The following is a 22,893-nucleotide window of genomic DNA, read 5'->3' as shown; positions in this document are numbered from 1 at the left end:
CGGCCCACCGGTGTGCGGCCGTACCCGTGTCCTTCCTCGCCTCCCCCTTCTCGATCTGGAGTCACCCCACCATGCAGGCAGAACCGACGAAGTCTCTGGTGGGCGAGGAGTACGAGGTCGAGGTCGGCCCCGTCGCCCACGGCGGCCACTGCATCGCCCGTACGTCCGAGGGGCAGGTGCTGTTCGTCCGGCACACGCTGCCCGGCGAGCGGGTGGTGGCCCGGGTGACCGAGGGCGAGGAGGGCGCCCGCTTCCTGCGCGCCGACGCGGTGGAGATCCTCCAGGCGTCCAAGGACCGCGTCGAGGCGCCCTGCCCCTTCGCCGGCCCCGGCCGCTGCGGCGGCTGCGACTGGCAGCACGCCAAGCCGGGCGCCCAGCGCCGGCTGAAGGCCGACGTCATCGCCGAACAGCTGCGGCGGCTCGCCGGCCTCACCCCCGAGGAGGCCGGCTGGGACGGCACCGTGGTCCCGGCCGAGGGCGACAAGCTGCCCGCGGGCCAGGTGCCCCAGTGGCGGACCAGGGTGCAGTACGCGGTGGACGCGGACGGCAACGCGGGCCTTCGCCGCCACCGCTCGCACGAGGTCGAGCCCATCGATCACTGCATGATCGCCGCGGCCGGCGTCAGCGAACTGGGCATCGAGGACCGGGACTGGTCCGGCATGGCCTCCGTCGAGGCGATCGCCGCGACGGGGTCCCAGGACCGCATGGTGATCCTGGAGCCGAAGCCGGGCGCACGGCTGCCGCTCGTCGAGCTGGACCGGCCCGTCTCCGTGATGCGCGTCGACGAGAAGGACGGCGGCATCCACCGCGTCCACGGCCGCGCGTTCGTGCGTGAGCGCGCCGACGACCACACCTACCGCGTCGGCAGCGGCGGCTTCTGGCAGGTCCACCCGCAGGCGGCCGACACCCTCGTCAAGGCCGTCATGCAGGGCCTGCTGCCCCGCAAGGGTGAGATGGCCCTCGACCTCTACTGCGGCGTCGGCCTCTTCGCCGGAGCCCTCGCCGACCGCCTCGGCGAGAAGGGCGCGGTCCTCGGCATCGAGTCCGGCAAGCGGGCGGTGGAGGACGCGCGGCACAACCTGGCCGACTTCCCCCGCGTCCGCATCGAGCAGGGCAAGGTCGAGTCGGTGCTGCCGCGCACCGGCATCACCGAGGTCGACCTCGTCGTCCTCGACCCGCCCCGCGCCGGCGCCGGCCGCCGCACGGTCGAACACCTCTCCTCCCTCGGCCCCCGCCGCATCGCCTACGTCGCCTGCGACCCCGCCGCCCTGGCCAGGGACCTGGGGTACTTCCGGGACGGGGGGTACCGGGTGCGGACGCTGCGGGCGTTCGACCTGTTCCCGATGACGCACCACGTGGAGTGCGTGGCGATCCTTGAGCCTGCCGCGAAGAGCCTCTGACCTGCCAGTTCCGTAATTTCTGAGGTTCCGGGCGGGTCGGCCGGGGAAACGTCCTGACGCTCGTCCGACTGATTCCGGCGGAGCGTCACGACGTCTGCCCGGTGGGCTGGCGGCCCCAAGGCGAAGGTCCTGGCAGGCGCCGGCCTTGGCGGCCCCGACGCGCTACCTGGAATCAGCGGCGGGGTTCGCCCGTGCGGTTGCTCGCGGCGTGTGCCACCGCTTCGGCGACGGGATCAGGCCCTTGGGCGAGTTCCAGGACGAGCCCTGCGGTAGCAGGCGTGGCGAGCAGGCAGGCCAGGACCTCTGCGACGTCGTCGCGGGTGACCTGGCCCACGCTCCTCTCCGCGGTGAGGCGTACCGCGCCGGTGCCGGGAGCGTCGGTGAGGGCTGCGGGGCGCAGGATGGTCCAGTCGAGGTCCTGTGCCATGACGTGGTCGTCGGCGGCGGTCTTGGCGTGAACGTAGGCGGCCCAGACGTCGTCGGCGTGAGCCGGGGGCGGACTGCCGGCGCCGCGGGTGGAGACCATCACGTACCGCCGGACGTCTGCCCGCAGGGCGGCCTCGGCCAGAAGCACTGCGGCCTGGTGATCGACGGTGTACTTGCGGGCTGCGCCGCTGCCGGGGCCGGCGCCGGCGGCGAAGACCACGGCATCGGCTCCGGACAGGGCCGCGGCGACGTCGTCGGACGACGCCGCCTCGAGATCGCAGACGATCGGCCGTACTCCGTCGTCCAACAGGTCAGTGCTGTGGGCGGGGTTACGGATGAGCCCCACGACGCTGTCTCCCCGGGCGGTGAGGAGTCGGCCCAGACGCCGGGCGATCTGGCCGTGCCCGCCGGCGATGGCGATCTTCATGAACGTCTCCTCGTGCGTGATCAGAAGGTGATGCGGACTTTCAGAGCCGTCCGGTCGTCCATGGCGCGGTAGCCGTCCGGCACCCCGTCGAGGTCGACGGTGCGGTCGAAGACCGGAGCGGGATCGATGACGCCCGCCAGCACATCGGTGAGCAGTTCGGGTATGTAGGCGCGTGCCGGGGCGACGCCACCTGCCAGAGTGATGTTCCGGTCGAACATCCGGGCGATGTCCACGCCGGCGCTGCCGCCGTGCGGTACGCCGACATAACCCACGGCGCCGCCGTCGCGAGTGAGGGAGATGGCGGTACGCATCGACTCCTCCGTTCCGACGGCTTCCAGTACGGCGTGTGCGCCCTGGCCGCCGGTCATCTCCCGGATCGCCTCGATCGCTGCCTGGCCGCGCTCGGCGACGACGTCGGTGGCGCCGAACGAACGGGCGATGTCCGTGCGGCTCCGGTGGCGGCCGAGCGCGATGATCCGGTCGGCGCCGAGTCGGCGGGCGGCGAGCACGCCGCACAGGCCGACCGCTCCGTCGCCCACGACGGCGACCGTGGCTCCGGGACGGACCCGCGCCGAGACGGCAGCGTGGTGTCCGGTGCTCATCACGTCGGCGAGGGCCAGCAGGCCCGGGAGGAGCTTTTCGTCGGTGACGGCGTCCCGGGGGAGTTCGACGAGGGTCCCGTCGGCGTAGGGCACACGGACCGCTTCCCCCTGGCCCCCGTCGGATCCGACCTCTCCCCAGAACCCGCCGTGCGGGCAGGAGGTCTGCAGGCCCTGCCGGCAGTAGTCGCACGTGCCGTCGGACCAGACGAAGGGTGCGACCACGAAGTCACCTGGAGCGAAACCGGTGACCTCGGAGCCGACCTCCTCCACGACCCCGAGGAACTCGTGCCCGATGCGCTGGCCGGCCACGCGTGAGGCCACCCCGCGGTAGGCCCAGAGGTCACTGCCGCAGATACAGGCGCTGACCACGCGCACCACCGCGTCCGCAGGGTGCTGGATCCGGGGGTCCGGGACCTCCTCGACGCGGATGTCGTTCGGTCCATGGATCACGGTGGCGCGCATGTCGGGAACTCCTGATGCTGCTCAACGGGGTGGGACAGGCTGCCCAGCGTCCTCGCATGAGGTCTTTTCTGTCCAGCTACATCAGGTACATCATTCATTTAAGCTGAACTAATGCTCGATGTTCGACGACTGGTCCTTCTGCGCGATCTGGCCGCACACGGCACCGTGACCGCTGTGGCGGAACTGCACGGCGTCACCCCCTCCGCCGTCTCGCAGCAGCTCCGGCTCCTGGAGGAGGAGTCCCACACGCGCCTGCTGGAACGCACGGGCCGGTCCATTTACCTGACGCCCGCCGGGCACCGGCTGGCCGAAGACACCGAGCACGTGATCGACGCCCTCGAACGTGCGCAACGCCACCTGCGCAGCCATGCCACGGAGCCGGCCGGGCCACTCCACCTCGCCGCCTTCCCCAGCGCCCTCGCCCCGCTGGCAGCCCCACTCGGCCGGGCGCTGGAAGACGCCCACCCCGGGCTGGTCCTGCACATCACCGAGGCCGAACCCGAACTCGCCGTGCGCCTGCTGCTCCAGCGACGCGTCGACCTCGCGCTGGTCTACCGCTACACGAACCTCGCTGATCCCGTGCCCCTGGGCGTCGAGACCCACCAGTTGCATGTCGACCCGCTGGTCGCCGTGGTCCGGCGTGATCACCCAGCGGCCGCCGCGGAAGGGTCTCCCCTCGCTTTGCGGGACCTCGCGCACACACCGTGGATCACGGCCCGCGCGGACACCGCCTGCGGCGCAGCCGTCCTCCACGCCTGCCGGTCGGCGGGGTTCACTCCGCAGATACAGCACACCTGCTCCGACTTCAACGCCATGATCGCCCTCGCGGCGAGCGGTGGCCACCCTGTCGTCCTCCCTCGCATGGCCGCCGTGCATCTCCCGCCCACGCTGGTCGCGCGGCCGGTGGCCGACCCCGCGCTCGCTCGCACGATCGAGATCGCCACCCGGATCGACGCAGGCCACGAACCCGCGATCGGAGCCTGCCTCGATGTACTGCGGTCCCTTGCGCCGAGCAGTACGCATGACGGCGCAGGTGCCACAAGCCATCTGCCGGGAGGCCGCTGAACCCGGTCACCGGCACTCAGGAACGTGATCACCCGTAGGCCCGTACTGATGACAGCCTGCGCGCGGAACGGAACTCTGCGCGAACGCGGCGCCGGAGTCGACGGCGGCGGACCCGCCTCCCAGTTCCAGGGGCACCGGCTTCGGCAACTGTGCGCACGCGGCGGCCACTTGCTGCCCGGCGCTGCGGGATCCGGTGAACGACACCTTGTCGGCGTCAGGGCGGGAGACCAGACAGGCGCCGGTGTCGCGGCTGCCCGGAGCGAGGGTCTGCGGCAACGCGGGGAGCCGGGCCGGTTCAGCGCGGATCGGCCCACAGGGCCCGGAGTTCGCCGCGTGGATCACGGTGGGTGGTCGGTGATGTCGCAAAGCGCATGACGGACCGGTCTGGTTCGCCGTAGGCGGCCCAGCCGGGATCGCCAGTGGTGGCGAAGGATACCCAGGCGGCGTGCATGGTCTCCGCGATCGCCTGCGGCGGGCTGTCGCCGAGCAGGAGCGCGAAGGCCGGGTCGGCCAGGTTGTCGAAGACGAAGGGGACGTCCAGCGCATGGCACGCGCCCAGTGCGCCGTCGTAGGCGGGGGAGGGCCAGGCGAACTCGTAGACGAAGGCGCGAGCACCGTGGCGTGCCTGGGCCTCGGCCAGGCGCAGCGCGGGCAGGCGGTAGAACCAGTCCGTGGCGATGTCCGCGAACACCTCGCCGGGGCTCGCTCCGGGGACAGCGGCGCGGTAGGCGGTGACGCCGCTGCCGGGCGGCAGGCCGTACGCGGCGGCGGTGCGTTCCACGAGTTCGTCGGTCACCGGACCGCTCAGTCCGGAGGGCACGGTGAACAGGCGGAACTCGTCACTGGTGCAGCTCACCAGGACGTCGACACCCGCCGCCACCGGGAACGGCCGACGCGTCGTCGCTGCGTCTGTGCGTCTCCGGCGGCGCTGCCCTGCCGGTCGAGGTCCTGCGCGGCTTCGAGACGGCCTTCGGCTGCACCGTCCTCGAGGGGTACGGCCTCTCGGAGACCTCACCGGTCGTCTCCTTCAACCACCCCGAGGGCCCCCGTCGGCCCGGCACCATCGGCACCCCGATCGAGGGCGTGCGCATGCGGATCCAGGACGACCGGGGCCGCCCGCTCCCGGACGGCGAGCCGGGCGAGATCCAGGGGCGGCTCTGCACCCGCGCCGCCCTGGACGCAGCTCTCGCCGCCGACCGCCGCCGACCGGCGCCGACTGCGCAGACCGCTGCCGGCGCTGCTGGCGCTGCCGGGGCGCGTCGGCTCGAGGCGGTTGCTGAGAACGACCGACTTCGCCTTCCTGCCGGCTCTGAGCCTTTCCGGCCGTACGGCGGCACCGGGCGCGCACCGCGTTCGGCGCGAGCCGACTGCCCCGGTGCCTTCCTGGCAGTCGGCTCCGCCTGATGACCGGCTCACCCGGGGGCCACGGGGCCGCGGGCCACCGTCCGGTCACGGCGGTCGGTCACATGTTGATCATGTGGCCGGCCAGGCCGTGGATGGCCTCCTTGACCGCTTCGCCGAGCGTGGGGTGCGCGTGGACGTTGCGGGCGACCTCGTGGACCGTCAGGTCCCACTGCTGGGCCAGGGTCAGTTCCGGCAGCAGTTCGGTGACCTCGGGACCGATGAGGTGGGCGCCGAGGAGTTCGCCGTGCGTCCGGTCGCTGATGACCTTGACGAAGCCCACGGGGTGTCCCAGGCCGTGTGCCTTGCCGTTGGCGGTGAAGGGGAACTTGGCCACCTGGACGTCGAAGCCGCGCTCGCGCGCCTGCGCCTCCGTCCAGCCGAAGCTGGCCACCTGCGGCTGGCAGTAGGTCGCCCGCGGGATCATGGTGTAGTCCAGCTCCATGGTCTCCGCGTCGGCGATCGTCTCGGCCGCCACGACGCCCATGGACTCGGCGGCGTGCGCCAGCATCAGCTTGGCGGTGACGTCCCCGATCGCGAAGATGTGCGGCACATTGGTGCGGCAGCGTCCGTCGACGTCGATGGCGCCGCGCTCGGTCAGGCGGACGCCGGTGTTCTCCAGGCCGTAGCCCTGGACGTTCGGGGCGAAGCCGATGGCCTGGAGCACCTTGCCGGCCTCCAGGACCCGGCGCTCGCCGCCCTTGTTGACGGTCACACGGACGCGCGGGCCGGAATCGTCGATGGTCTCGACGGCGGTGCCCGTGAGAACCTCGATGCCGAGCTTGCGGTAGTGCTTCGCCAGCTCCTTGGAGATGTCCTCGTCCTCCAGCGGGACCATGCGGTCGAGGAACTCGACGATGGTGACGTCCACGCCGTAGCTGCGCAGCACATAGGCGAATTCCACACCGATGGCGCCGGCGCCCGCGATGACGATGCTGTCCGGCAGCGTCTCGCTCAGGATCTGGCTCTCGTAGGTGACCACGCGATCGGACAGGGCGGTGCCGGGCAGCAGCCGGGGGGTGGCGCCGGCCGCGATGATGCAGTGGCCGAAGGTCACCGTCTCCGTACGCCCGTCCGGGTAGGTCACCGTCAGGGTGTGGTCGTCGGTGAAGGCACCCCGCCCCTCGAGCTGGGTGATGGCGTTCTTCTTCATCAGGTAGTGGACGCCCTTGACGCGGCCGTCGGCGACCTTGCGGCTGCGCTCGTGGGCGACCCCGTAGTCCGCGGTGACGTGATCGCCCACGGAGATCCCGTACGCCTTGGCCTCGTTCGTGACGAACTGCACCATCTCGGCATTGCGCAGCAGTGCCTTGGAGGGGATGCAGCCGACGTTGAGGCAGACGCCGCCCCAGTACCGCTCCTCCACCACCGCCGTGGTCAGACCGAGTTGCGCGCTGCGAACCGCGGCCGTGTAACCGCCCGGGCCCGCTCCTAGAACAAGTACATCGAAATGTTGGCTCACAAAGAGTCGATCCTCGTCCGGCTGTGCCTCGACGCGCAACCCGTTACGTCGCCGCAACACCCCCCACCCCACCGGGAAAAGGGCCCGGCCTGCGGTTACGCGGATGATCACGACGGCACGTGACAGGGGTTGGGGGAGAGGACGGCACGGGACCACGGACCCTGCCGACCGGCCCACCACGCCGGATTCCGGGCACGCCCGGTGGCCCGCCGCGCCGGTGAACGCGACGGGCTGACGGGCAGGTACCGCGACGGGCTGCCGCGCCGGTGGACGCGACGGCCCCGGGCCGGTGACGCGACGGGCCGGAGATCAGCTTCCGGTGGTGGGAGCCGCCTGTCCCTCGAAGGCCGCCAGGATCCGTTCCGCCGCCAGGGTCGCCGTCAGCCGGCCCTCCCTGACCTGCCGTTCGAGGTCCGGCGCGGCCTCGCGCACCGCCGGGTCGGCGTACAGCCGGCCGAGCAGCTCGTCGCGGACCATCGCCCAGGTCCAGCCGACCTGCTGGTCCCGCCGCTTGGCGGCCAGCCGCCCGGTGGAGTCCAGCAGCGTACGGTGCTGCTCCAGCCGCTCCCAGACCGTGTCCAGGCCCGCGGACTCACGGGCGCTGCAGTGCAGCACCGGCGGCGTCCAGAAGGCGTCCTTGCCGTGCATCAGCCTGAGCGCGCCCGCCAGCTCCCGGGCCGCGGCCCGGGCGTCGCGCTCGTGCGGGCCGTCCGCCTTGTTGACGGCGATCACGTCGGCCAGCTCCAGGACACCCTTCTTGATGCCCTGCAGCTGGTCACCCGTGCGGGCCAGGGTCAGCAACAGGAAGGAGTCGACCATCTCGGCGACCGTGGTCTCCGACTGGCCGACGCCGACGGTCTCCACGAGGATCACGTCGTAGCCGGCCGCCTCCATCACCACCATCGACTCCCGGGTGGCCTTGGCGACCCCGCCCAGCGTGCCCGCGCTGGGGGAGGGGCGCACGAAGGCGTCCGGGTCCACCGCCAGACGTTCCATCCGGGTCTTGTCGCCCAGGATCGAACCTCCGGTGCGCGTGGAGGACGGGTCCACGGCGAGGACCGCCACCCGGTGGCCCAGCGAGGTCAGCATCGTGCCGAACGCGTCGATGAACGTCGACTTGCCGACACCCGGCACCCCGCTCACGCCGATCCGCCGCGCCCGGCCGCTGTGCGGCAGCAGCTCGGTGAGCAACTGCTGGGCCAGCGCCCGGTGCTGTGGCCGGGTGGACTCGACGAGCGTGATGGCGCGGGCCACCAGGGCCCGCCTCCCGTCGAGCACACCCTTCACATACGTGTCGAGATCGATCGCTGCCATCGGCCGCTACAGCTCGTGGCCGAGGCCGGCCGACAGCCGCTTGACCAGGTCGTGGGCCGCGTCCGGGATCACCGTCCCGGGCGGGAACACGGCCGTGGCACCCATCTCCAGCAGCGTCGGCACGTCCTGCGGCGGGATCACCCCGCCGACCACGATCATGATGTCCTCGCGGCCCTCCGCGGCGAGCTGCTCGCGCAGCGCCGGGACGAGCGTGAGGTGACCGGCGGCCAGCGAGGACACCCCGACCACGTGCACGTCCGCCTCGACCGCCTGCCGGGCGACCTCCTCCGGCGTCTGGAACAGCGGGCCGACGTCGACGTCGAAGCCGAGGTCGGCGAACGCGGTCGCGATCACCTTCTGGCCGCGGTCGTGGCCGTCCTGGCCCATCTTGGCGACCAGGATGCGCGGCCGGCGCCCCTCGGCCTCGTCGAACGCGTCCACCAGGGCCCGGGTGCGGTCCACGGACGGGGACTGGCCTGCTTCGTTGCGGTACACACCGGAGATCGTACGGATCTGGCTCGCGTGCCGGCCGTACACCTTCTCCAGGGCGTCGGAGATCTCGCCGACGGTCGCCTTGGCGCGGGCCGCCCGCACCGCCAGCTCCAGCAGGTTGTCCTTCCCGTCTGCCGCCCGGGTCAGCGCGTCCAGCGCGTCCCGGCACGCGGCCTCGTCCCGCTCCGCCCGCAGCCGCCGCAGCTTCTCGATCTGCTGGGCGCGCACGGAGGAGTTGTCGACCTTCAGGACCTCGATCTGCTCGTCGCTGTCCACCCGGTACTTGTTCACGCCGATCACCGGCTGCCGCCCGGAGTCGATGCGGGCCTGGGTGCGGGCCGCCGCCTCCTCCACCCGCAGCTTCGGGATGCCGGCGTCGATGGCCTGCGCCATGCCGCCCGCCTGCTCGACCTCCTGGATGTGCGCCCAGGCCTTGCGGGCGAGGTCGTACGTCAGCTTCTCCACGTAGGCGCTGCCGCCCCACGGGTCGATGACCCGGGTGGTGCCGGACTCCTGCTGGATGAGCAGCTGGGTGTTGCGGGCGATCCGCGCCGAGAAGTCCGTCGGCAGCGCGAGCGCCTCGTCGAGCGCGTTGGTGTGCAGCGACTGGGTGTGGCCCTGGGTCGCCGCCATCGCCTCCACGGCCGTACGCGTGACGTTGTTGAACACGTCCTGCGCGGTCAGCGACCAGCCCGAGGTCTGCGAATGGGTGCGCAGGGAGAGGGACTTGCCGTTCTTCGGCTCGAACTGGGAGACCAGCTTGGCCCACAGCAGGCGGGCCGCCCGCATCTTGGCGATCTCCATGAAGAAGTTCATGCCGATCGCCCAGAAGAAGGAGAGCCGCGGCGCGAACGCGTCCACGTCCAGGCCCGCTTCCCGGCCCGCGCGGATGTACTCGACGCCGTCCGCGAGGGTGTACGCCAGCTCCAGGTCGGCCGTCGCACCCGCCTCCTGGATGTGGTAGCCGGAGATGGAGATGGAGTTGTAGCGGGGCATCCGCTGCGAGGCGTACGCGAAGATGTCGGAGATGATCCGCATCGACGGCTTCGGCGGATAGATGTAGGTGTTGCGGACCATGAACTCCTTCAGAATGTCGTTCTGAATGGTTCCGGCCAGCTTCTCGGGCGGTACGCCCTGTTCCTCCGCCGCCACGATGTACAGCGCCAGCACCGGCAGCACGGCGCCGTTCATCGTCATCGACACGGTCATCTTGTCCAGCGGGATGCCGTCGAACAGCTGCCGCATGTCGTAGATGGAGTCGATGGCCACGCCCGCCATGCCGACGTCGCCGGTGACACGCGGGTGGTCGCTGTCGTAGCCCCGGTGCGTGGGCAGGTCGAAGGCGACCGACAGGCCCTTCTGGCCGGCCGCCAGGTTGCGCCGGTAGAACGCGTTGGACTCCTCGGCGGTGGAGAAGCCCGCGTACTGGCGGATGGTCCAGGGCTGGTTGACGTACATCGTCGGGTAGGGGCCGCGCAGGTACGGCGCCATGCCCGGGTACGTGCCGAGGAAGTCCAGGCCCTCCAGGTCACGGCCGGTGTACAGCGGCTTGACCCCGATGCCCTCCGGGGTCTCCCACAGCGGCTGCCCGGTCCCGGTGGCCCGCTCGACGGCGGCACTCCACTCGCCGTGGGTGCCGTCGGTGACCGGGGTTCCCAGCTCGATGCCGGAGAAGTCGGGGATTCCCATCAGGACACTCCCATGCGGTCGAGGGTCGCGGACAGCACGTCCACGGCGTCACAGCCCGCGTAGACGTACGAGTCGATGCCGGAGTGGTCGCCCCGGCCCGCGAGGAACACATGCCGGGCACCGGCCGCGCGCAGCGACTCGGCGGCCGGCCCGGCCTGTTCGGCGTAGACCGCGTCGCTGGAGCACAGCACGGCCTCGGTGGCGCCGCTGTCCTCGAAGCGGCCCTCGGTGACCGGTTCGATGCCGCCGGCCTGGAAGAGGTTGGCGGCGAAGGTCGCGCGCGCGGTGTACTCGGCGGCCGAACCGATCGTGGCGAGGAAGATCCGGGGCCGGGCGCCGGTCGCCGCCAGATGGGCGTCGGAGCGGGCGCGCAGCTCCTCGTACGCCTCGTCGCGGCGCACGCGCGGCAGACCGCCCGAGGGCGGCTCGGGCGCGGGCGCCCGCTCCACCGGCTTCTCGGCCAGCAGCGGGAACTCGCTGACGCCGGTGATGGGTTCGCGCCGCTTGGCGAGCCTCTTGGACCGCTCCGCCCAGGTCGTCGCCAGGTCGGTGCGGATCCGGCCGGAGCGCAGGCCGGCCGCCTGGCCGCCGTCGCGCTCGACGGACCGGAAGTACTGCCAGGCGGCCTCGGCGAGTTCGTCCGTCAGCCGCTCGACGTACCAGGAGCCGCCCGCCGGGTCGATGACCCGGGCCAGGTGGGACTCCTCGATCAGGATGGAGGAGGTGTTGCGGGCGATCCGCCGGGCGAACGCGTCGGGCAGCCCGAGTGCGTGGTCGAACGGCAGCACGGTGACGGCGTCGGCGCCCCCGACGCCGGCGGCGAGCGTCGCGACCGTGGTGCGGAGCATGTTCACCCACGGGTCGCGGCGGCTCATCATCACCGGCGAGGTCACCACGTGCTGCGCCTGCGCGCCCGCGGCCGGCGCCCCGCACACCTCGGCGACCCGCGCCCACAGCCGGCGCGCCGCGCGCAGCTTGGCGATGGTCAGGAACTGGTCGGCGGTGGCCGCGTAGCGGAACTCCAGCTGCGCGGCGGCCTGCTCGATGTCCAGGCCGGCCTCGGTCAGCTCCCGCAGATAGGCCACGCCGGTGGCCAGCGAGGCGCCCAGCTCCTGCGCCGCCGAGCCGCCCGCCTCGTGGTACGGCAGCGCGTCCACGGTCAGCGCGCGCAGGCCCGGGTACTGCTCGGCGCAGCGCGCGGCCAGCGCGGCGTACGGCGTGAAGCCGAGGGGTGTTCCGGTACGGGCCTCGTAGCCGAGCGGATCGCCGCCCAGGGAGCCTCGTACGTCCTTGGCGTCCACGCCCTTCTCCGCGTACAGCCGCAGCAGGGCCTCGGCGGCCTGCTCGGTGTCGCGGCCCGCGTCCAGGACGACCGGCGCCAGGTCGAGGTAGACACCGTCGAGGGCACGGTCCAGCGCGGAGACCGGGATGCCGCCCTCGCCCAGCACCAGCCAGAGCGAGGTGCCGCCGTTCTCCAGGTCGGCGAGCACGGCGTCCTCCGTGAGCGCCGTGTGCCGCTGCCGGACGTCCCAGCCGCTCGTGATGGTGCCTTCCGGCCGGCTGCCCCGCACGAAGGGGGCGAAGCCCGGCAGGCCGGGGTCGGGCGCGCTGTCGCGCGCGGTGTACAGGGGCCGGGTGCGCAGCCCGTCCTCCAGCGTCGTGGACAGGGCGTCCTCAGCTGCCTCGCCGGAGAGTTCCTTGCCCGACTTGCGCAGTACGCCCTCGACCAGGCGTTGCCACTGCTCGTGTGTCGCGTCAGGGAACTCGGCGGCCAGTGAGAGCCCGTCGTCAGGCAGGACCGTCATGCTGCGGATGCTAGGGCAGGGCGCCGAACAGGGGGTGGAGCACGGGCTGTGAGGTTTCTCTTCTTGCGGTGGTGACCTGTGCCGCTCCGCTCCCGCCGCGGGGGTGATACCCGACGGGCCGGGCGGGTTCCGGTCCCTCCGTGCGGGGTTTTGCCGGGGCCGGTACGGGGCCGGTACGAAGGACCGGCGAGAGGGCGCGCGGCCCGGGCGGGTGCCGCTGTCCGACGGTACCGCGAACGCGTCCGACGCGTACCGCGAACGCGTCCGGCGGTGCCCGGAGTTCGGCGATCGCCGTGGTGGTGCGGGGGCGAACCGGTGCCGGGCGCGGCGCGCGGGTTCCCGGACCGGCGGACACCGCCGACGATGTCCGCCGATCGGATGTCGCCTGTCGTTTTTCCGGCAGGCGCACGGCACCGGACGCTAGTGATGGCGGGTGGGCGGGGCGCCGAAGCCGGTGAAGAGTCGGGTAGGGGCCCGGTAAGGAACGGCCCATTTGGGACATAGGGCTTGAACTGCCCCGATGGATCCGTGCTGTAGCGGTCGCGCACCGTGTCGTTGTTGGGCCGAACAGGTGACTTGGCGTAAGAATTGGCTGGTGCAGGGATTGAGTGCGAGTCAGGTCGGGGGGAGCCGGTGAGCCGTTACGACGTCACCGATGAACAGTGGGAAGGGCTCGCCCAGGTCGTGCCGCTGCGGGGCCGGGACGCCTGGCCGTCCGCGGTGAGCCACCGCTCGCTGCCCGACGCCGAGACCGAGACCCGGCGCCGGTTCGTGGTTCTGCGCGTCAACGTCTTCGCGGACGCCCGGGAAGTCGCCGAGACCCTGATGGCCGGGGTGCCGGTCCTGCTCGACCTGTCCGGCGCGGAGGGCGACGTCGCCAAGCGCGTCCTCGACTTCAGCACGGGCGTCGTCTTCGGCCTGGGCAGTGGGATGCACCGCGTGGACCGCAACGTCTTCCTCCTCACCCCGCCCGGCACGGAGGTCAGCGGGCTGATGGAGGGCGCGGGCCTCTCGGGCGGCTGACACCCGGCCCGCACCGCCCGTGCCGCCTGCGTGGCCCGCGCTGTCCGTGCCGCTCGCGCCGCCCGTGCCGCCCGGGGTGGCGGCGGTCGCGTGGGCGTGGGTGGGCGCCTCGGGCGCCTGCGTCCCCCGATCGTAGGAAGGTGGCGGCGGCGAAACGGTTCGGCGTGCCTGCGGAGCCCTACGGTCCGCATATGGCCGTGCCCTCCGTGTCCGCCGAGCCCTCCGTGCCCTCCGTGTCCGCCGAGCTGTCGGCGGCCGATGTGTCCGCCGAGCCGCCGGCGGCCGATGTGTCCGCCGGGACCGTCCCCGCGCGGTCCCGCCCGCCCCTCGACATCCGCTGCCGGATCACCGAGCTGCGCCTGTCGGCCTTCGCCGGGCACCGGCGGGCCGGGTTCCCGCTGGGACCGGTCACCTTGTTCGCGGGGCCGAGCGGGGCGGGCAAGACGACCGCGCTCGCCGCGTACGAGGCGCTGGCACGGCTCGGCGGCGGCGCCCCGCTCGCGGAGGCGTTCTTGGACCCGGTCGCCTGCGTGCCGGAGCGGGCGCGCCCCGACGCGGAGGGGCGCCGGGGGTTCCGGATCGGGTGTACGGCCGACGGGGCGGAGGGTCCGGTCCGGCTCGACGTCGCCGTACAGGCCGAGCCGGACCTGCGGATCGTGGGGGAGCGGCTGACCGCGCGGGGCGTCGTCCTGCTGGAGACCGCGCTGCGCGACCCCGGGCGCCGTACCGTCCAGGCCGCCTGGCACACCGCGGGTTCCGCACCCGTGACCCGCGCCCCGCTCCCGGACGACCGCCTGGGCACCGCCCTGCTGCCGCTGCGCGTGGCCGGCAAGACTGACGGGCAGCGGCGTGTCCTCGCCGCGGCCGAGCAGATGGTCGTCGCCCTGCGCTCGGTCTTCCCCTGCGATCCCCGGCCCGAGCGCATGCGCGTCCCCGTCCCCACCGGCTCCGGCCGGCTGCTGCCCGGCTGCGACAACCTCGCCGACGTGCTCTGGCGTACGCGCGCGGAGTGCGCCCGCCGGCACGGCCGGCTGGTCGAGGTGCTGCACGCGGGGTGCGCGGGCCGGGTGGCCGACCTGGTCGCCGAGCCGCTGACCGACGGCACGGTACGGGCGCTGCTCGACCGCGGCGACGGCTTCCGCACCGACGTCGCCCGGCTCGGCGACGGTGAGCTGCGCTATCTCGCCCTGGCCCTGGTGCTGCTGACCGGGCCGGGCGTGCTGGCCATGGACGCCCCGGGCGAGGTGCCCGACGCCCTGCGCACGCTCACCGTCCTCGCCGACGGCTTCGACCGCGGCCTGGACCCCGGTCAGCGCCGGGAGTTGCTGCGGACGGCGGCCGGCATGGGCGAGCGTGGGCACATCCGCTGCGTGGCGGCGGTGAGCGACGCCTCCTGGTCCGCCGGGACCCCGGGCGTCACGGTGGTACACCTGAACCCGTGACGGAACACCCCGACCTGGCCCGACTCCAGCGCAGACTGGCCGAGTTCGCCGCCGCGCGGAACTGGCAGCCCTACCACACACCCAAGAACCTCGTCTCCGCCCTGTCGGTGGAGGCCTCCGAACTGGTCGAGATCTTCCAGTGGCTGACGCCGGAGGAGTCCGCCCGGGTGATGGACGACCCCGATGCGGCGCACCGCGTCACGGACGAGGTCGCCGACGTCCTGGCCTATCTGCTGCAGCTCTGCGAGGTCCTCGGCATCGATCCGCTGGCCGCCCTCGCCGCCAAGATCGACCGCAACGAACACCGCTTCCCCGTTCCGGGGGCCGAGGGACGGCGTGGCACCGGGCCGGAGGGCCAACAGTCGGAAGATTGAGTTCCGTTATCACTCTACGGAGTCAAAACCGCCGTTGAATCCGAATTGTTGTCCAGAGATTTCCGTCTTGCTCTGGCTTTTCGTCCCACTGACCCTCACTCTGGGTAGTGAACAGAGGAGTTCAGGCGGCCGTGCCAGATGACGCGGCGGACGGACGGGGGCATCACATGGATGCGGTACGGCTCATCCTCGCGAGCAGGCGCGCCCTGGCGGGTGGCACCGACGTGGCGGAGATGATGGCGGAGGTCTGGCAGGCACAGGCCCTGGCGCAGGCGATCGGGAGCCGCCTGGCGGTCTCCGGGCCGCCGGAACTGCGCGGCGAGGCACTGGGGCTGACCGAACTGGCGGGCCGGGGCTGCGGAGTCCTGGACCCGCCCGAACTGGACCCCGGCGACCTGCGCGCCGCTCAGCTCACCCGGCTGGACGACGCCCGCGAGACACTGCTCTGCCTCGGCGGTCTGCTCGGGGAGGTCGGCATCGCCCTGGTGGGCATGGCCAGTGCCGCCGCGGACGAGACGACGTACTGGCAGTGCATGGAGGCGATCGACGCGGCCGACGAGTCCCGCGACCGCGTCCGGGAGATGCTGCGCAAGCTGGCGGCACGGGAGGAGGTGTTACCGGAGGACACCCAGGACAGCCCGTCCGGGGTGTGAAGCGCGAGGAGGGGCCGCCCGGCGCGGCAGGCCCCGGGCCGGAAGGTGCGGCGGACGGACCGCGGGCGCGGTTCAGCGGGACTCGTCGGCCGCGTTCTGTCCCGGCGTCCCGGACTGCAGGTCCGCCAGCGCCGAAAGATCCGCGTTCAGTGCCGCCATCAGCTCCTCCATCTGCTCCAGGAGCCCCTTCGGGCGGCCGCTGGAGTCGTCGGGCCGGCCGACGGGGCCTTTCTGCCGGGGAACGGTCTCTTCGGACATGACGGCCTCCTCGGCCCCCGGCCCGGCAGGGCCGGCGCGGTGACGCGCGACGGCGGCCACCGTCCGGCGCGGGTGCCGGACGGCCCGGCTCCGACGGCCCAACGATCATCGCTCGGGCCGGTCACCGGCCCGGAGCGAGGCCCGCGCGCAGGGCGGACGATTTTCACCCGACCGGGGACGGCCGTGCCGGACGGTACCGGGGCGATTGACGCGGCGGGCGCCGTGCAGGATAGGTGTATGGACCTTCGAATCTTCACCGAGCCCCAGCAGGGGGCCGACTACGACACCCTTCTCACCGTGGCGAAGGCCACCGAGGACCTCGGCTTCGACGCCTTCTTCCGCTCCGACCACTATCTGCGCATGGGGAGCGCGGACGGCCTGCCCGGCCCCACGGACGCCTGGATCACGCTGGCCGGCCTGGCCCGCGAGACCAAGCGCATCCGCCTCGGCACCCTGATGACCGCCGGTACCTTCCGGCTGCCCGGCGTGCTCGCCATCCAGGTCGCCCAGGTCGACCGGATGTCCGGCGGCCGGGTGGAGCTCGGCCTCGGCGCGGGCTGGTTCGAGGAGGAGCACAAGGCCTACGGCATCCCGTTCCCGAAGGAGAAGTTCGCCCGCCTGGAGGAGCAGCTCGCGATCGTCACCGGGCTGTGGGCGACCGAGGTCGGCAAGACCTTCGACTTCCACGGCACGTACTACGACCTGACGGAGTCGCCCGCGCTGCCCAAGCCCGCGCAGAAGCGGGTCCCCGTGCTCATCGGCGGCCATGGCGCGACCCGTACCCCGCGGCTCGCCGCCCGGTACGCCACGGAGTTCAACATCCCGTTCGCCTCGATCGAGGACAGCGAGCGGCAGTTCGGCCGGGTCCGGGCCGCCGCGGTGGAGGCCGGCCGCGCCGCGGACGATCTGACGTACTCCAACGCGCTCGTCGTCTGCGTCGGCAGGGACGACCGGGAAGTGGCCCGCCGCGCCGCCGCGATCGGCCGTGAGGTGGACGAGCTGAAGGAGAACGGGCTGGCCGGCTCCCCGGCGGAGGTCGTCGACAAGATCGGCCGGTACGCCGAGATCGGCTCCCGGCGGATCTACCTCCAGCTTCTGGACCTCGACGACCTCGACCACCTGGAGCTGATCTCCGCCCAGGTCCAGTCGCAGCTGGCGTAGCCGCCGCGCGTGGCCCGGCCGTCACGGTCCCGTACCGGCCCGACGCGCCCGCACGTGCCCGCACCTGCGCGGCGCGCGCCCACGGGCCGGGCGGGGTGTGCCCGGCCCGTGGGCGCGGAAGGATCGGTGATTCCCCCCGGTCCCCGCTCAGCCGCGCTGGGTGAAGCCGTAGTCCAGGATCTTCTTCGCGTCCGTGAAGCGCTGGTCCGCCGAGGTGTCCGCGAGGACGGTGCCCACGATCGTCCTGGAGCCGCGGGTGGCCGCGAACACCAGGCAGAACTTCGCCTCCGGGCCGGAGCCGGTCTTCACACCGAACGCGCCCCGGTAGGAGGTGAGCAGCTTGTTGGAGTTGTTCCACGGCCGCATGGCGTGCGTACCGCCGCCGGGCCGGTACGACTGCATGTCGTCGTAGACCTTGGTGCCCACGACCGTCTTGAACGTCCTGTTCTTCAGGGCGGTCCCGGCCAGCCTGGCCAGGTCCCGCGGCGAGGAGTAGTTCTTCCCGTTGGACACCCCGTCGAAGGAGTCGAAGTGGGTGTCCTTCAGGCCCAGTTCGCGCGCCTTACCGTTCATCTTGGCGATGAACGACTTGGTCCGCTGGGCCGTCGTCGAGCCCGTGCCGTAGGTGTCCGCCAGCGCGTAGGCCGCGTCGCAGCCCGACGGGAGCAGCAGGCCGTACAGCAGGTCACCCACCGACATCGAGTCGCCGAGGATCAGATTGGCGCTGGAGTAGCGCTGCTGGTCCGTCGCCGGGTCGATGACGTAGTCGGTGTACTCCTTCTTGATCTTCACCTTCTTCTTGAGGTCCACGTTCCGCTGCGACAGCACCACGAGCGCGGTCATGATCTTCGTGGTGGAGCCGGTGCGCAGCCGGCCGGTCGGCGCCTTGCCGAAGAGCTGCTTGCCGGTGGCCGTGTTCATGGCGTACGCGCCCTGGGCCGACACCTGCGGCGCCGCCGTGACGGTGCGCGCCGGAGCGGCGGGCGGTGCCGTGTCCGCGTGGGCGGGAGCGGTCGCAAGGACCCCCGCGCCCAGGACGGAGCCGGCCGCCACCGCGACGGCGACTCCGCCGCGCATCCGGATTCCCTGGCCGATGGTCATGGTTCCCCCTCTGTCAGTGGTCAGTTGACGGGGTCTCACTCCATCAGGCCGGCGGCCCGGACGGCCATAACGGAGATCACATGAGCGTGCCGTGAGCACGGCGTGGCGGAACTGGGGTGCTGCCACAGCGCTCGTGATCCCGGGCGCCGGCACCTTCGAGCCGGGCGACCGCCACCGGGCGCACACCAGCCCCGTCCCCGGGGCGGCGGCCCGGCGGCCGGCCAGAGGCGGCCCGGCCGGCCGCGGACATGCGGAAAACCGGTGGTCGGCGGGGGCCCGACCGGCCAGACTCGACACCATGTTCGTGACGATCTCCACCACGGGTACGGCCGCGGCCCCGGCCACCGACCTGGGGTACCTGCTGCACAAGCACCCCGGCAAGGCACAGGCGTTCTCCACCTCGTACGGCACGGCGCACGTGTTCTACCCCGAGGCGGACGCCGAACGCTGCACGGCCGCCCTGCTGCTGGAGATCGACCCGGTCGCCCTGGTCCGCCGGGGGAAGGGCAAGGGCCGCGGCGGCGCACCCGACGCGGCCCTCGCCCAGTACGTCAACGACCGCCCCTACGCGGCCTCCTCCCTGCTCGCCGTCGCGCTGAGCGCCGTGTTCTCCAGCGCCCTGCGCGGAGTGTGCAACGCCCGCCCGGAGCGGGCCGCCGCCCCGCTGCCGCTGCGCGTCGAGGTGCCCGCGCTGCCCGCCCGCGGCGGCCCCGAACTCGTCCGGCGCCTGTTCGCGCCGCTCGGCTGGACCGTGACCGCCGACCCCGTCCCGCTCGACACCGCGTTCCCCGAGTGGGGCGACTCGCGCTACGTCCGGCTCCTGCTGGAGTCGGAGCGGCTGACCCTCGCCGAGGCACTGCGCCACCTGTACGTCCTGCTCCCGGTGCTCGACGACGCCAAGCACTACTGGGTCTCCGCCGACGAGGTCGACAAGCTGCTGCGGGCCGGCGAGGGCTGGCTGGCCGAGCACCCGGAGCAGAAGCTCATCACCAGCCGCTACCTCTCCCGCCGCTGGTCGCTGACCCGCCAGGCGATGGAGCGGCTGGAACTGGTGCGGCTCGCGGAGGCCGACGACAGCGAGGTCGAGGACATCGACAACGCCGTCGAGGCGGAGTCCGAGACGGAGGAGAAGCCCACCCCGCTCGCCGAGCTGCGACGCGACGCGATCATCGGGGTGCTCCGGGCGTCCGGCGCGTCCCGGGTCCTCGACCTGGGCTGCGGCCAGGGCCAGTTGATGCAGGCACTGCTCAAGGACGCGCGCTTCACCGAGATCGTCGGCGTCGACGTGTCGATGCGCGCCCTGACCATCGCCTCCCGCCGGCTGAAGCTGGACCGCATGGGCGAGCGGCAGGCCTCCCGCGTCAAGCTCTTCCAGGGCTCGCTCGCCTACACCGACAGCCGGCTCAAGGGGTACGACGCCGCCGTGCTCAGCGAGGTCGTCGAGCACCTCGACCTGCCCCGGCTGCCCGCCCTGGAGTACGCGGTGTTCGGCGCCGCCCGCCCGCACGCGGTCCTCGTGACCACCCCGAACGTCGAGTACAACGTCCGCTGGGAGTCCCTCCCGGCCGGCCACGTCCGGCACGGCGACCACCGCTTCGAGTGGACCCGCGAGGAGTTCCGGGCCTGGGCGCACGCCGTGGCCGGACGGCACGGATACACCGTGGAGTTCCTACCCGTGGGGCCGGACGACCCGGAGGTCGGCCCGCCCACACAGATGGCCGTCTTCGCGGCGGACGCGAACGGCACGAGGACCGAGAAGGAGGCGAAGCCGGCATGACCGGGACACAGCACACGGGACGGGTCCTGCCCGTCACCGACCTCTCCCTCGTCGTCCTCGTCGGCGCCTCCGGCTCCGGCAAGTCCACCTTCGCCCGCAAGCACTTCAAGCCCACCGAGGTGATCTCCTCCGACTTCTGCCGCGGCCTGGTCTGCGACGACGAGAACGACCAGAGCGCGACCCGGGACGCCTTCGACGTCCTGCACTACATCGCCGGCAAGCGGCTGGCCGCCGGCCGCCGCACCGTCGTGGACGCCACCAGCGTGCAGCAGGACAGCCGGCGGCAGCTGATCGAACTGGCCAAGAAGCACGACGTGCTGCCCATCGCCATCGTGCTGGACGTGCCGGAGGAGGTGTGCGCCGAGCGCAACGCGTCCCGCACCGACCGCGCCGACATGCCCCGCCGGGTCATCCAGCGGCACATCCGCGAACTGCGCCGGTCGCTGCGCCACCTGGAGCGCGAGGGCTTCCGCAAGGTCCATGTCCTGCGCGGCGTGGCGGAGGCCGAGCACGCCACCGTCGTCACCGAGAAGCGCTACAACGACCTGGCCCACCTCACCGGCCCCTTCGACATCATCGGTGACATCCACGGCTGCTCCGCCGAACTGGAGTCGCTCCTGACCGAGCTGGGCTACACCGACGGGGTGCACCCGCAGGGCCGTACCGCCGTGTTCGTCGGCGACCTCGTCGACCGCGGCCCGGACAGCCCCGGCGTGCTGCGCCGCGTGATGGCGATGGTGAAGTCGGGCAACGCCCTCTGCGTGCCCGGCAACCACGAGAACAAGTACGGCCGCCACCTCAAGGGCCGCAAGGTCCAGCACACCCACGGGCTCGCCGAGACCGTCGCGCAGATGGAGGGCGAGAGCGAGGAGTTCCGGGCCGAGGTCCGGGCGTTCATCGACGGGCTGGTCAGCCACTACGTCCTGGACGGCGGCCGGCTCGTGGTCTGCCACGCCGGGCTGCCGGAGAGGTACCACGGCCGCACCTCCGGCCGGGTCCGCTCGCACGCCCTGTACGGCGACACCACCGGCGAGACCGACGAGTTCGGACTGCCGGTGCGCTACCCGTGGGCGGAGGACTACCGGGGCCGGGCCGCGGTGGTCTACGGGCACACCCCGGTGCCGGAGGCGACCTGGCTCAACAACACCATCTGCCTGGACACCGGCGCCGTCTTCGGCGGCAAGCTGACCGCGCTGCGCTGGCCGGAGCGGGAGCTGGTCGACGTACCGGCCGAGCGGGTCTGGTACGAGCCGACGCGGCCGCTGCGCAGCGAGGCGCCCGGCGGGCACGACGGCCGGCCGCTGGACCTGGCGGACGTGCACGGCCGCCGGGCCGTGGAGACCCGGCACGCCGGCATGGTGGCGGTCCGCGAGGCGAACGCGGCGGCGGCCCTGGAGGTCATGAGCCGCTTCGCGGCCGACCCGCGCCTGCTGCCGTACCTGCCGCCGACCATGGCACCCACGGCGACCTCGCAGGTGGACGGCTACCTGGAGCACCCGCAGGAGGCGTTCGCGCAGTACGCGCGGGACGGCGTGGCACGGGTCGTGTGCGAGGAGAAGCACATGGGCTCGCGGGCCGTGGCCCTGGTCTGCCGGGACGCGGAGGCGGCGCGGAGGAGGTTCGGCGTGGAAGGGGTCACGGGTTCGCTGTACACCCGTACCGGGCGGCCGTTCCTCGACGACGAGCGGATGACCGAGGAGATCCTCGGCCGGCTGCGCTCGGCGGTCACGGACGCCGGACTCTGGGACGAACTCGGCACGGACTGGCTGCTGCTGGACGCCGAGCTGATGCCGTGGTCGCTGAAGGCCACGGGACTGCTGCGCGGCCAGTACGCGGCCGTGGGCGCCGCCGCCGGCGCGGTGTTCCCGGGCGCGCTGGCCGCCCTGGAAGCGGCCGCCGCGCGCGGTGCCGACGTGGACGGCCTGCTCGCCCGGCAGCGGGACCGGGCCGCCGACGCCACCGCGTTCACCGCCGCCTACCGCCGCTACTGCTGGACCACCGAGGGCCTGGACGGGGTCCGGCTGGCCCCCTTCCAGCTGCTCGCCGCCCAGGGCCGCAACCTCGCCGTACTGCCGCACGACGAGCAGCTCGCCCTGATCGACCGGCTGGTGGAGCACGACGCCGGCGGGCTGCTGCGGACCACCCGGCGGCTGTACGTCGACACCGGAGATCCGGAGTCGGTCCGCGCGGGCGTCGACTGGTGGCTGGAGATGACCGGCCGGGGCGGCGAGGGCATGGTGGTCAAGCCGCTCGGCGCGCTGGTGCGTGACCCGGAGGGGCGGCTGGTGCAGCCCGGCATCAAGTGCCGGGGCCGCGAGTACCTGCGGATCGTCTACGGTCCGGAGTACACCCGGCCGGACAACCTCGCCCGGCTGCGGCAGCGGTTCCTGAACCACAAGCGCTCGCTCGCCCTGCGCGAGTACGCCCTCGGCCTGGAGGCCCTGGACCGGCTCGCCGGCGGCGAGCCGCTGTGGCGGGTGCACGAGGCGGTGTTCGGGGTGCTGGCGCTGGAGTCGGAGCCGGTCGACCCCCGCTTGTGACCGCCTTCGTCACACGACG

At 72.7% G+C, this 22,893-nt stretch carries 19 protein-coding genes and 1 pseudogene; 10 read left to right on the top strand and 10 right to left on the bottom strand.

The window, feature by feature from the left end:
- The first annotated feature begins 71 nt into the window (after positions 1-71).
- Positions 72-1,400, top strand: coding sequence for a class I SAM-dependent RNA methyltransferase (locus FHS34_RS26680; RefSeq protein ID WP_184969878.1), 1,329 nt, complete (start codon positions 72-74; stop codon positions 1,398-1,400).
- A gap of 172 nt (positions 1,401-1,572) precedes the next feature.
- Here FHS34_RS26680 and FHS34_RS26675 read toward each other — a convergent pair whose 3' ends face one another.
- Together FHS34_RS26675 and FHS34_RS26670 are read right to left on the bottom strand one after the other, a co-directional pair.
- Positions 1,573-2,253: an NAD(P)H-binding protein gene (locus FHS34_RS26675; RefSeq protein WP_184969876.1), complete on the bottom strand. Its 681-nt coding sequence runs from the start codon at positions 2,251-2,253 to the stop codon at positions 1,573-1,575.
- A gap of 20 nt (positions 2,254-2,273) precedes the next feature.
- Positions 2,274-3,317: a zinc-dependent alcohol dehydrogenase family protein gene (locus FHS34_RS26670; RefSeq protein WP_184969874.1), complete on the bottom strand. Its 1,044-nt coding sequence runs from the start codon at positions 3,315-3,317 to the stop codon at positions 2,274-2,276.
- A 111-nt stretch (positions 3,318-3,428) separates the two neighbouring features.
- Here FHS34_RS26670 and FHS34_RS26665 point away from each other — a divergent pair, with 111 nt between their 5' ends.
- Positions 3,429-4,382 carry a LysR family transcriptional regulator gene (locus tag FHS34_RS26665; protein ID WP_184969872.1) on the top strand — a complete coding sequence of 318 codons (954 nt, stop codon included), beginning with the start codon at positions 3,429-3,431 and terminating at the stop codon, positions 4,380-4,382.
- Between the two features lie 6 nt (positions 4,383-4,388).
- Here FHS34_RS26665 and FHS34_RS42005 read toward each other — a convergent pair whose 3' ends face one another.
- Together FHS34_RS42005 and FHS34_RS42750 are read right to left on the bottom strand one after the other, a co-directional pair.
- Positions 4,389-4,724 (bottom strand): aldehyde dehydrogenase family protein, encoded by a 336-nt coding sequence (locus FHS34_RS42005; RefSeq protein WP_225817621.1) that lies wholly within the window; start codon positions 4,722-4,724, stop codon positions 4,389-4,391.
- Positions 4,678-5,238, bottom strand: coding sequence for a carboxylesterase family protein (locus FHS34_RS42750; RefSeq protein WP_225817622.1), 561 nt, complete (start codon positions 5,236-5,238; stop codon positions 4,678-4,680). The genes FHS34_RS42005 and FHS34_RS42750 overlap by 47 nt, the downstream gene beginning before the upstream one ends.
- A gap of 44 nt (positions 5,239-5,282) precedes the next feature.
- Between FHS34_RS42750 and FHS34_RS44210 the strand changes: the two are divergent.
- Positions 5,283-5,786 (top strand): annotated as a pseudogene (locus FHS34_RS44210) (AMP-binding protein); the annotation flags it as partial.
- A 58-nt stretch (positions 5,787-5,844) separates the two neighbouring features.
- Here the strand turns inward: FHS34_RS44210 and lpdA are convergent.
- From lpdA to FHS34_RS26635, 4 genes are all read right to left on the bottom strand, one after another.
- A complete protein-coding gene (lpdA, locus tag FHS34_RS26650; protein ID WP_184969868.1) occupies positions 5,845-7,245 on the bottom strand; it encodes a dihydrolipoyl dehydrogenase in 1,401 nt (466 codons plus the stop codon).
- Positions 7,246-7,554: 309 nt separating this feature from the next.
- The gene (meaB, locus tag FHS34_RS26645) at positions 7,555-8,559 is read right to left on the bottom strand and encodes a methylmalonyl Co-A mutase-associated GTPase MeaB (protein ID WP_184969866.1); all 1,005 of its coding nucleotides are present in this window, start codon (positions 8,557-8,559) and stop codon (positions 7,555-7,557) included.
- Positions 8,560-8,565: 6 nt separating this feature from the next.
- The gene (scpA, locus tag FHS34_RS26640; RefSeq protein WP_184969864.1) at positions 8,566-10,740 is read right to left on the bottom strand and encodes a methylmalonyl-CoA mutase; all 2,175 of its coding nucleotides are present in this window, start codon (positions 10,738-10,740) and stop codon (positions 8,566-8,568) included.
- A complete protein-coding gene (locus tag FHS34_RS26635) occupies positions 10,740-12,545 on the bottom strand; it encodes a methylmalonyl-CoA mutase family protein (protein WP_184969862.1) in 1,806 nt (601 codons plus the stop codon). The genes scpA and FHS34_RS26635 overlap by 1 nt, the downstream gene beginning before the upstream one ends.
- Before the next feature lie 633 nt (positions 12,546-13,178).
- Here FHS34_RS26635 and FHS34_RS26630 point away from each other — a divergent pair.
- The 4 genes from FHS34_RS26630 (at position 13,179) to FHS34_RS26615 (ending at position 16,037) form a co-directional block, all read left to right on the top strand.
- Positions 13,179-13,568, top strand: a complete 390-nt coding sequence (locus FHS34_RS26630) for a cell division protein SepF (RefSeq protein ID WP_184969860.1) — start codon at positions 13,179-13,181, stop codon at positions 13,566-13,568.
- A gap of 191 nt (positions 13,569-13,759) precedes the next feature.
- Positions 13,760-15,010 carry an AAA family ATPase gene (locus tag FHS34_RS26625; RefSeq protein WP_184969858.1) on the top strand — a complete coding sequence of 417 codons (1,251 nt, stop codon included), beginning with the start codon at positions 13,760-13,762 and terminating at the stop codon, positions 15,008-15,010.
- On the top strand, positions 15,007-15,384 hold the full coding sequence (locus FHS34_RS26620; protein ID WP_184969856.1) for a nucleotide pyrophosphohydrolase: 378 nt from the start codon (positions 15,007-15,009) through the stop codon (positions 15,382-15,384). Before FHS34_RS26625 ends, FHS34_RS26620 begins: the two co-directional genes overlap by 4 nt.
- A 167-nt stretch (positions 15,385-15,551) precedes the next feature.
- Positions 15,552-16,037, top strand: a complete 486-nt coding sequence (locus FHS34_RS26615; RefSeq protein ID WP_184970126.1) for a DUF6099 family protein — start codon at positions 15,552-15,554, stop codon at positions 16,035-16,037.
- Between the two features lie 72 nt (positions 16,038-16,109).
- Here FHS34_RS26615 and FHS34_RS26610 read toward each other — a convergent pair whose 3' ends face one another.
- Positions 16,110-16,295: a hypothetical protein gene (locus FHS34_RS26610; RefSeq protein WP_184969854.1), complete on the bottom strand. Its 186-nt coding sequence runs from the start codon at positions 16,293-16,295 to the stop codon at positions 16,110-16,112.
- A gap of 237 nt (positions 16,296-16,532) precedes the next feature.
- Between FHS34_RS26610 and FHS34_RS26605 the strand changes: the two genes are divergently transcribed.
- Positions 16,533-17,456, top strand: coding sequence for an LLM class F420-dependent oxidoreductase (locus FHS34_RS26605; protein ID WP_184969851.1), 924 nt, complete (start codon positions 16,533-16,535; stop codon positions 17,454-17,456).
- Between the two features lie 147 nt (positions 17,457-17,603).
- Here the strand turns inward: FHS34_RS26605 and FHS34_RS26600 are convergent, their stop codons facing one another.
- Entirely contained in the window at positions 17,604-18,557 is a 954-nt protein-coding gene (locus tag FHS34_RS26600; protein WP_184969849.1) for a D-alanyl-D-alanine carboxypeptidase family protein, read from the bottom strand.
- Between the two features lie 298 nt (positions 18,558-18,855).
- On the opposite strand from FHS34_RS26600, the gene FHS34_RS26595 reads away from it, so the two are divergent.
- Entirely contained in the window at positions 18,856-20,334 is a 1,479-nt protein-coding gene (locus FHS34_RS26595; RefSeq protein WP_184969847.1) for a 3' terminal RNA ribose 2'-O-methyltransferase Hen1, read from the top strand.
- Positions 20,331-22,874, top strand: a complete 2,544-nt coding sequence (locus FHS34_RS26590) for a polynucleotide kinase-phosphatase (protein WP_184969844.1) — start codon at positions 20,331-20,333, stop codon at positions 22,872-22,874. Before FHS34_RS26595 ends, FHS34_RS26590 begins: the two co-directional genes overlap by 4 nt.
- Positions 22,875-22,893: the final 19 nt, after the last annotated feature.

The organism is Streptomyces echinatus, from assembly GCF_014203595.1.
Lineage (GTDB): Bacteria > Actinomycetota > Actinomycetes > Streptomycetales > Streptomycetaceae > Streptomyces > Streptomyces echinatus.
The sequence above is the reverse complement of the archived record's forward strand: the minus strand, read 5'-3'. Positions and strand labels throughout refer to the sequence as shown.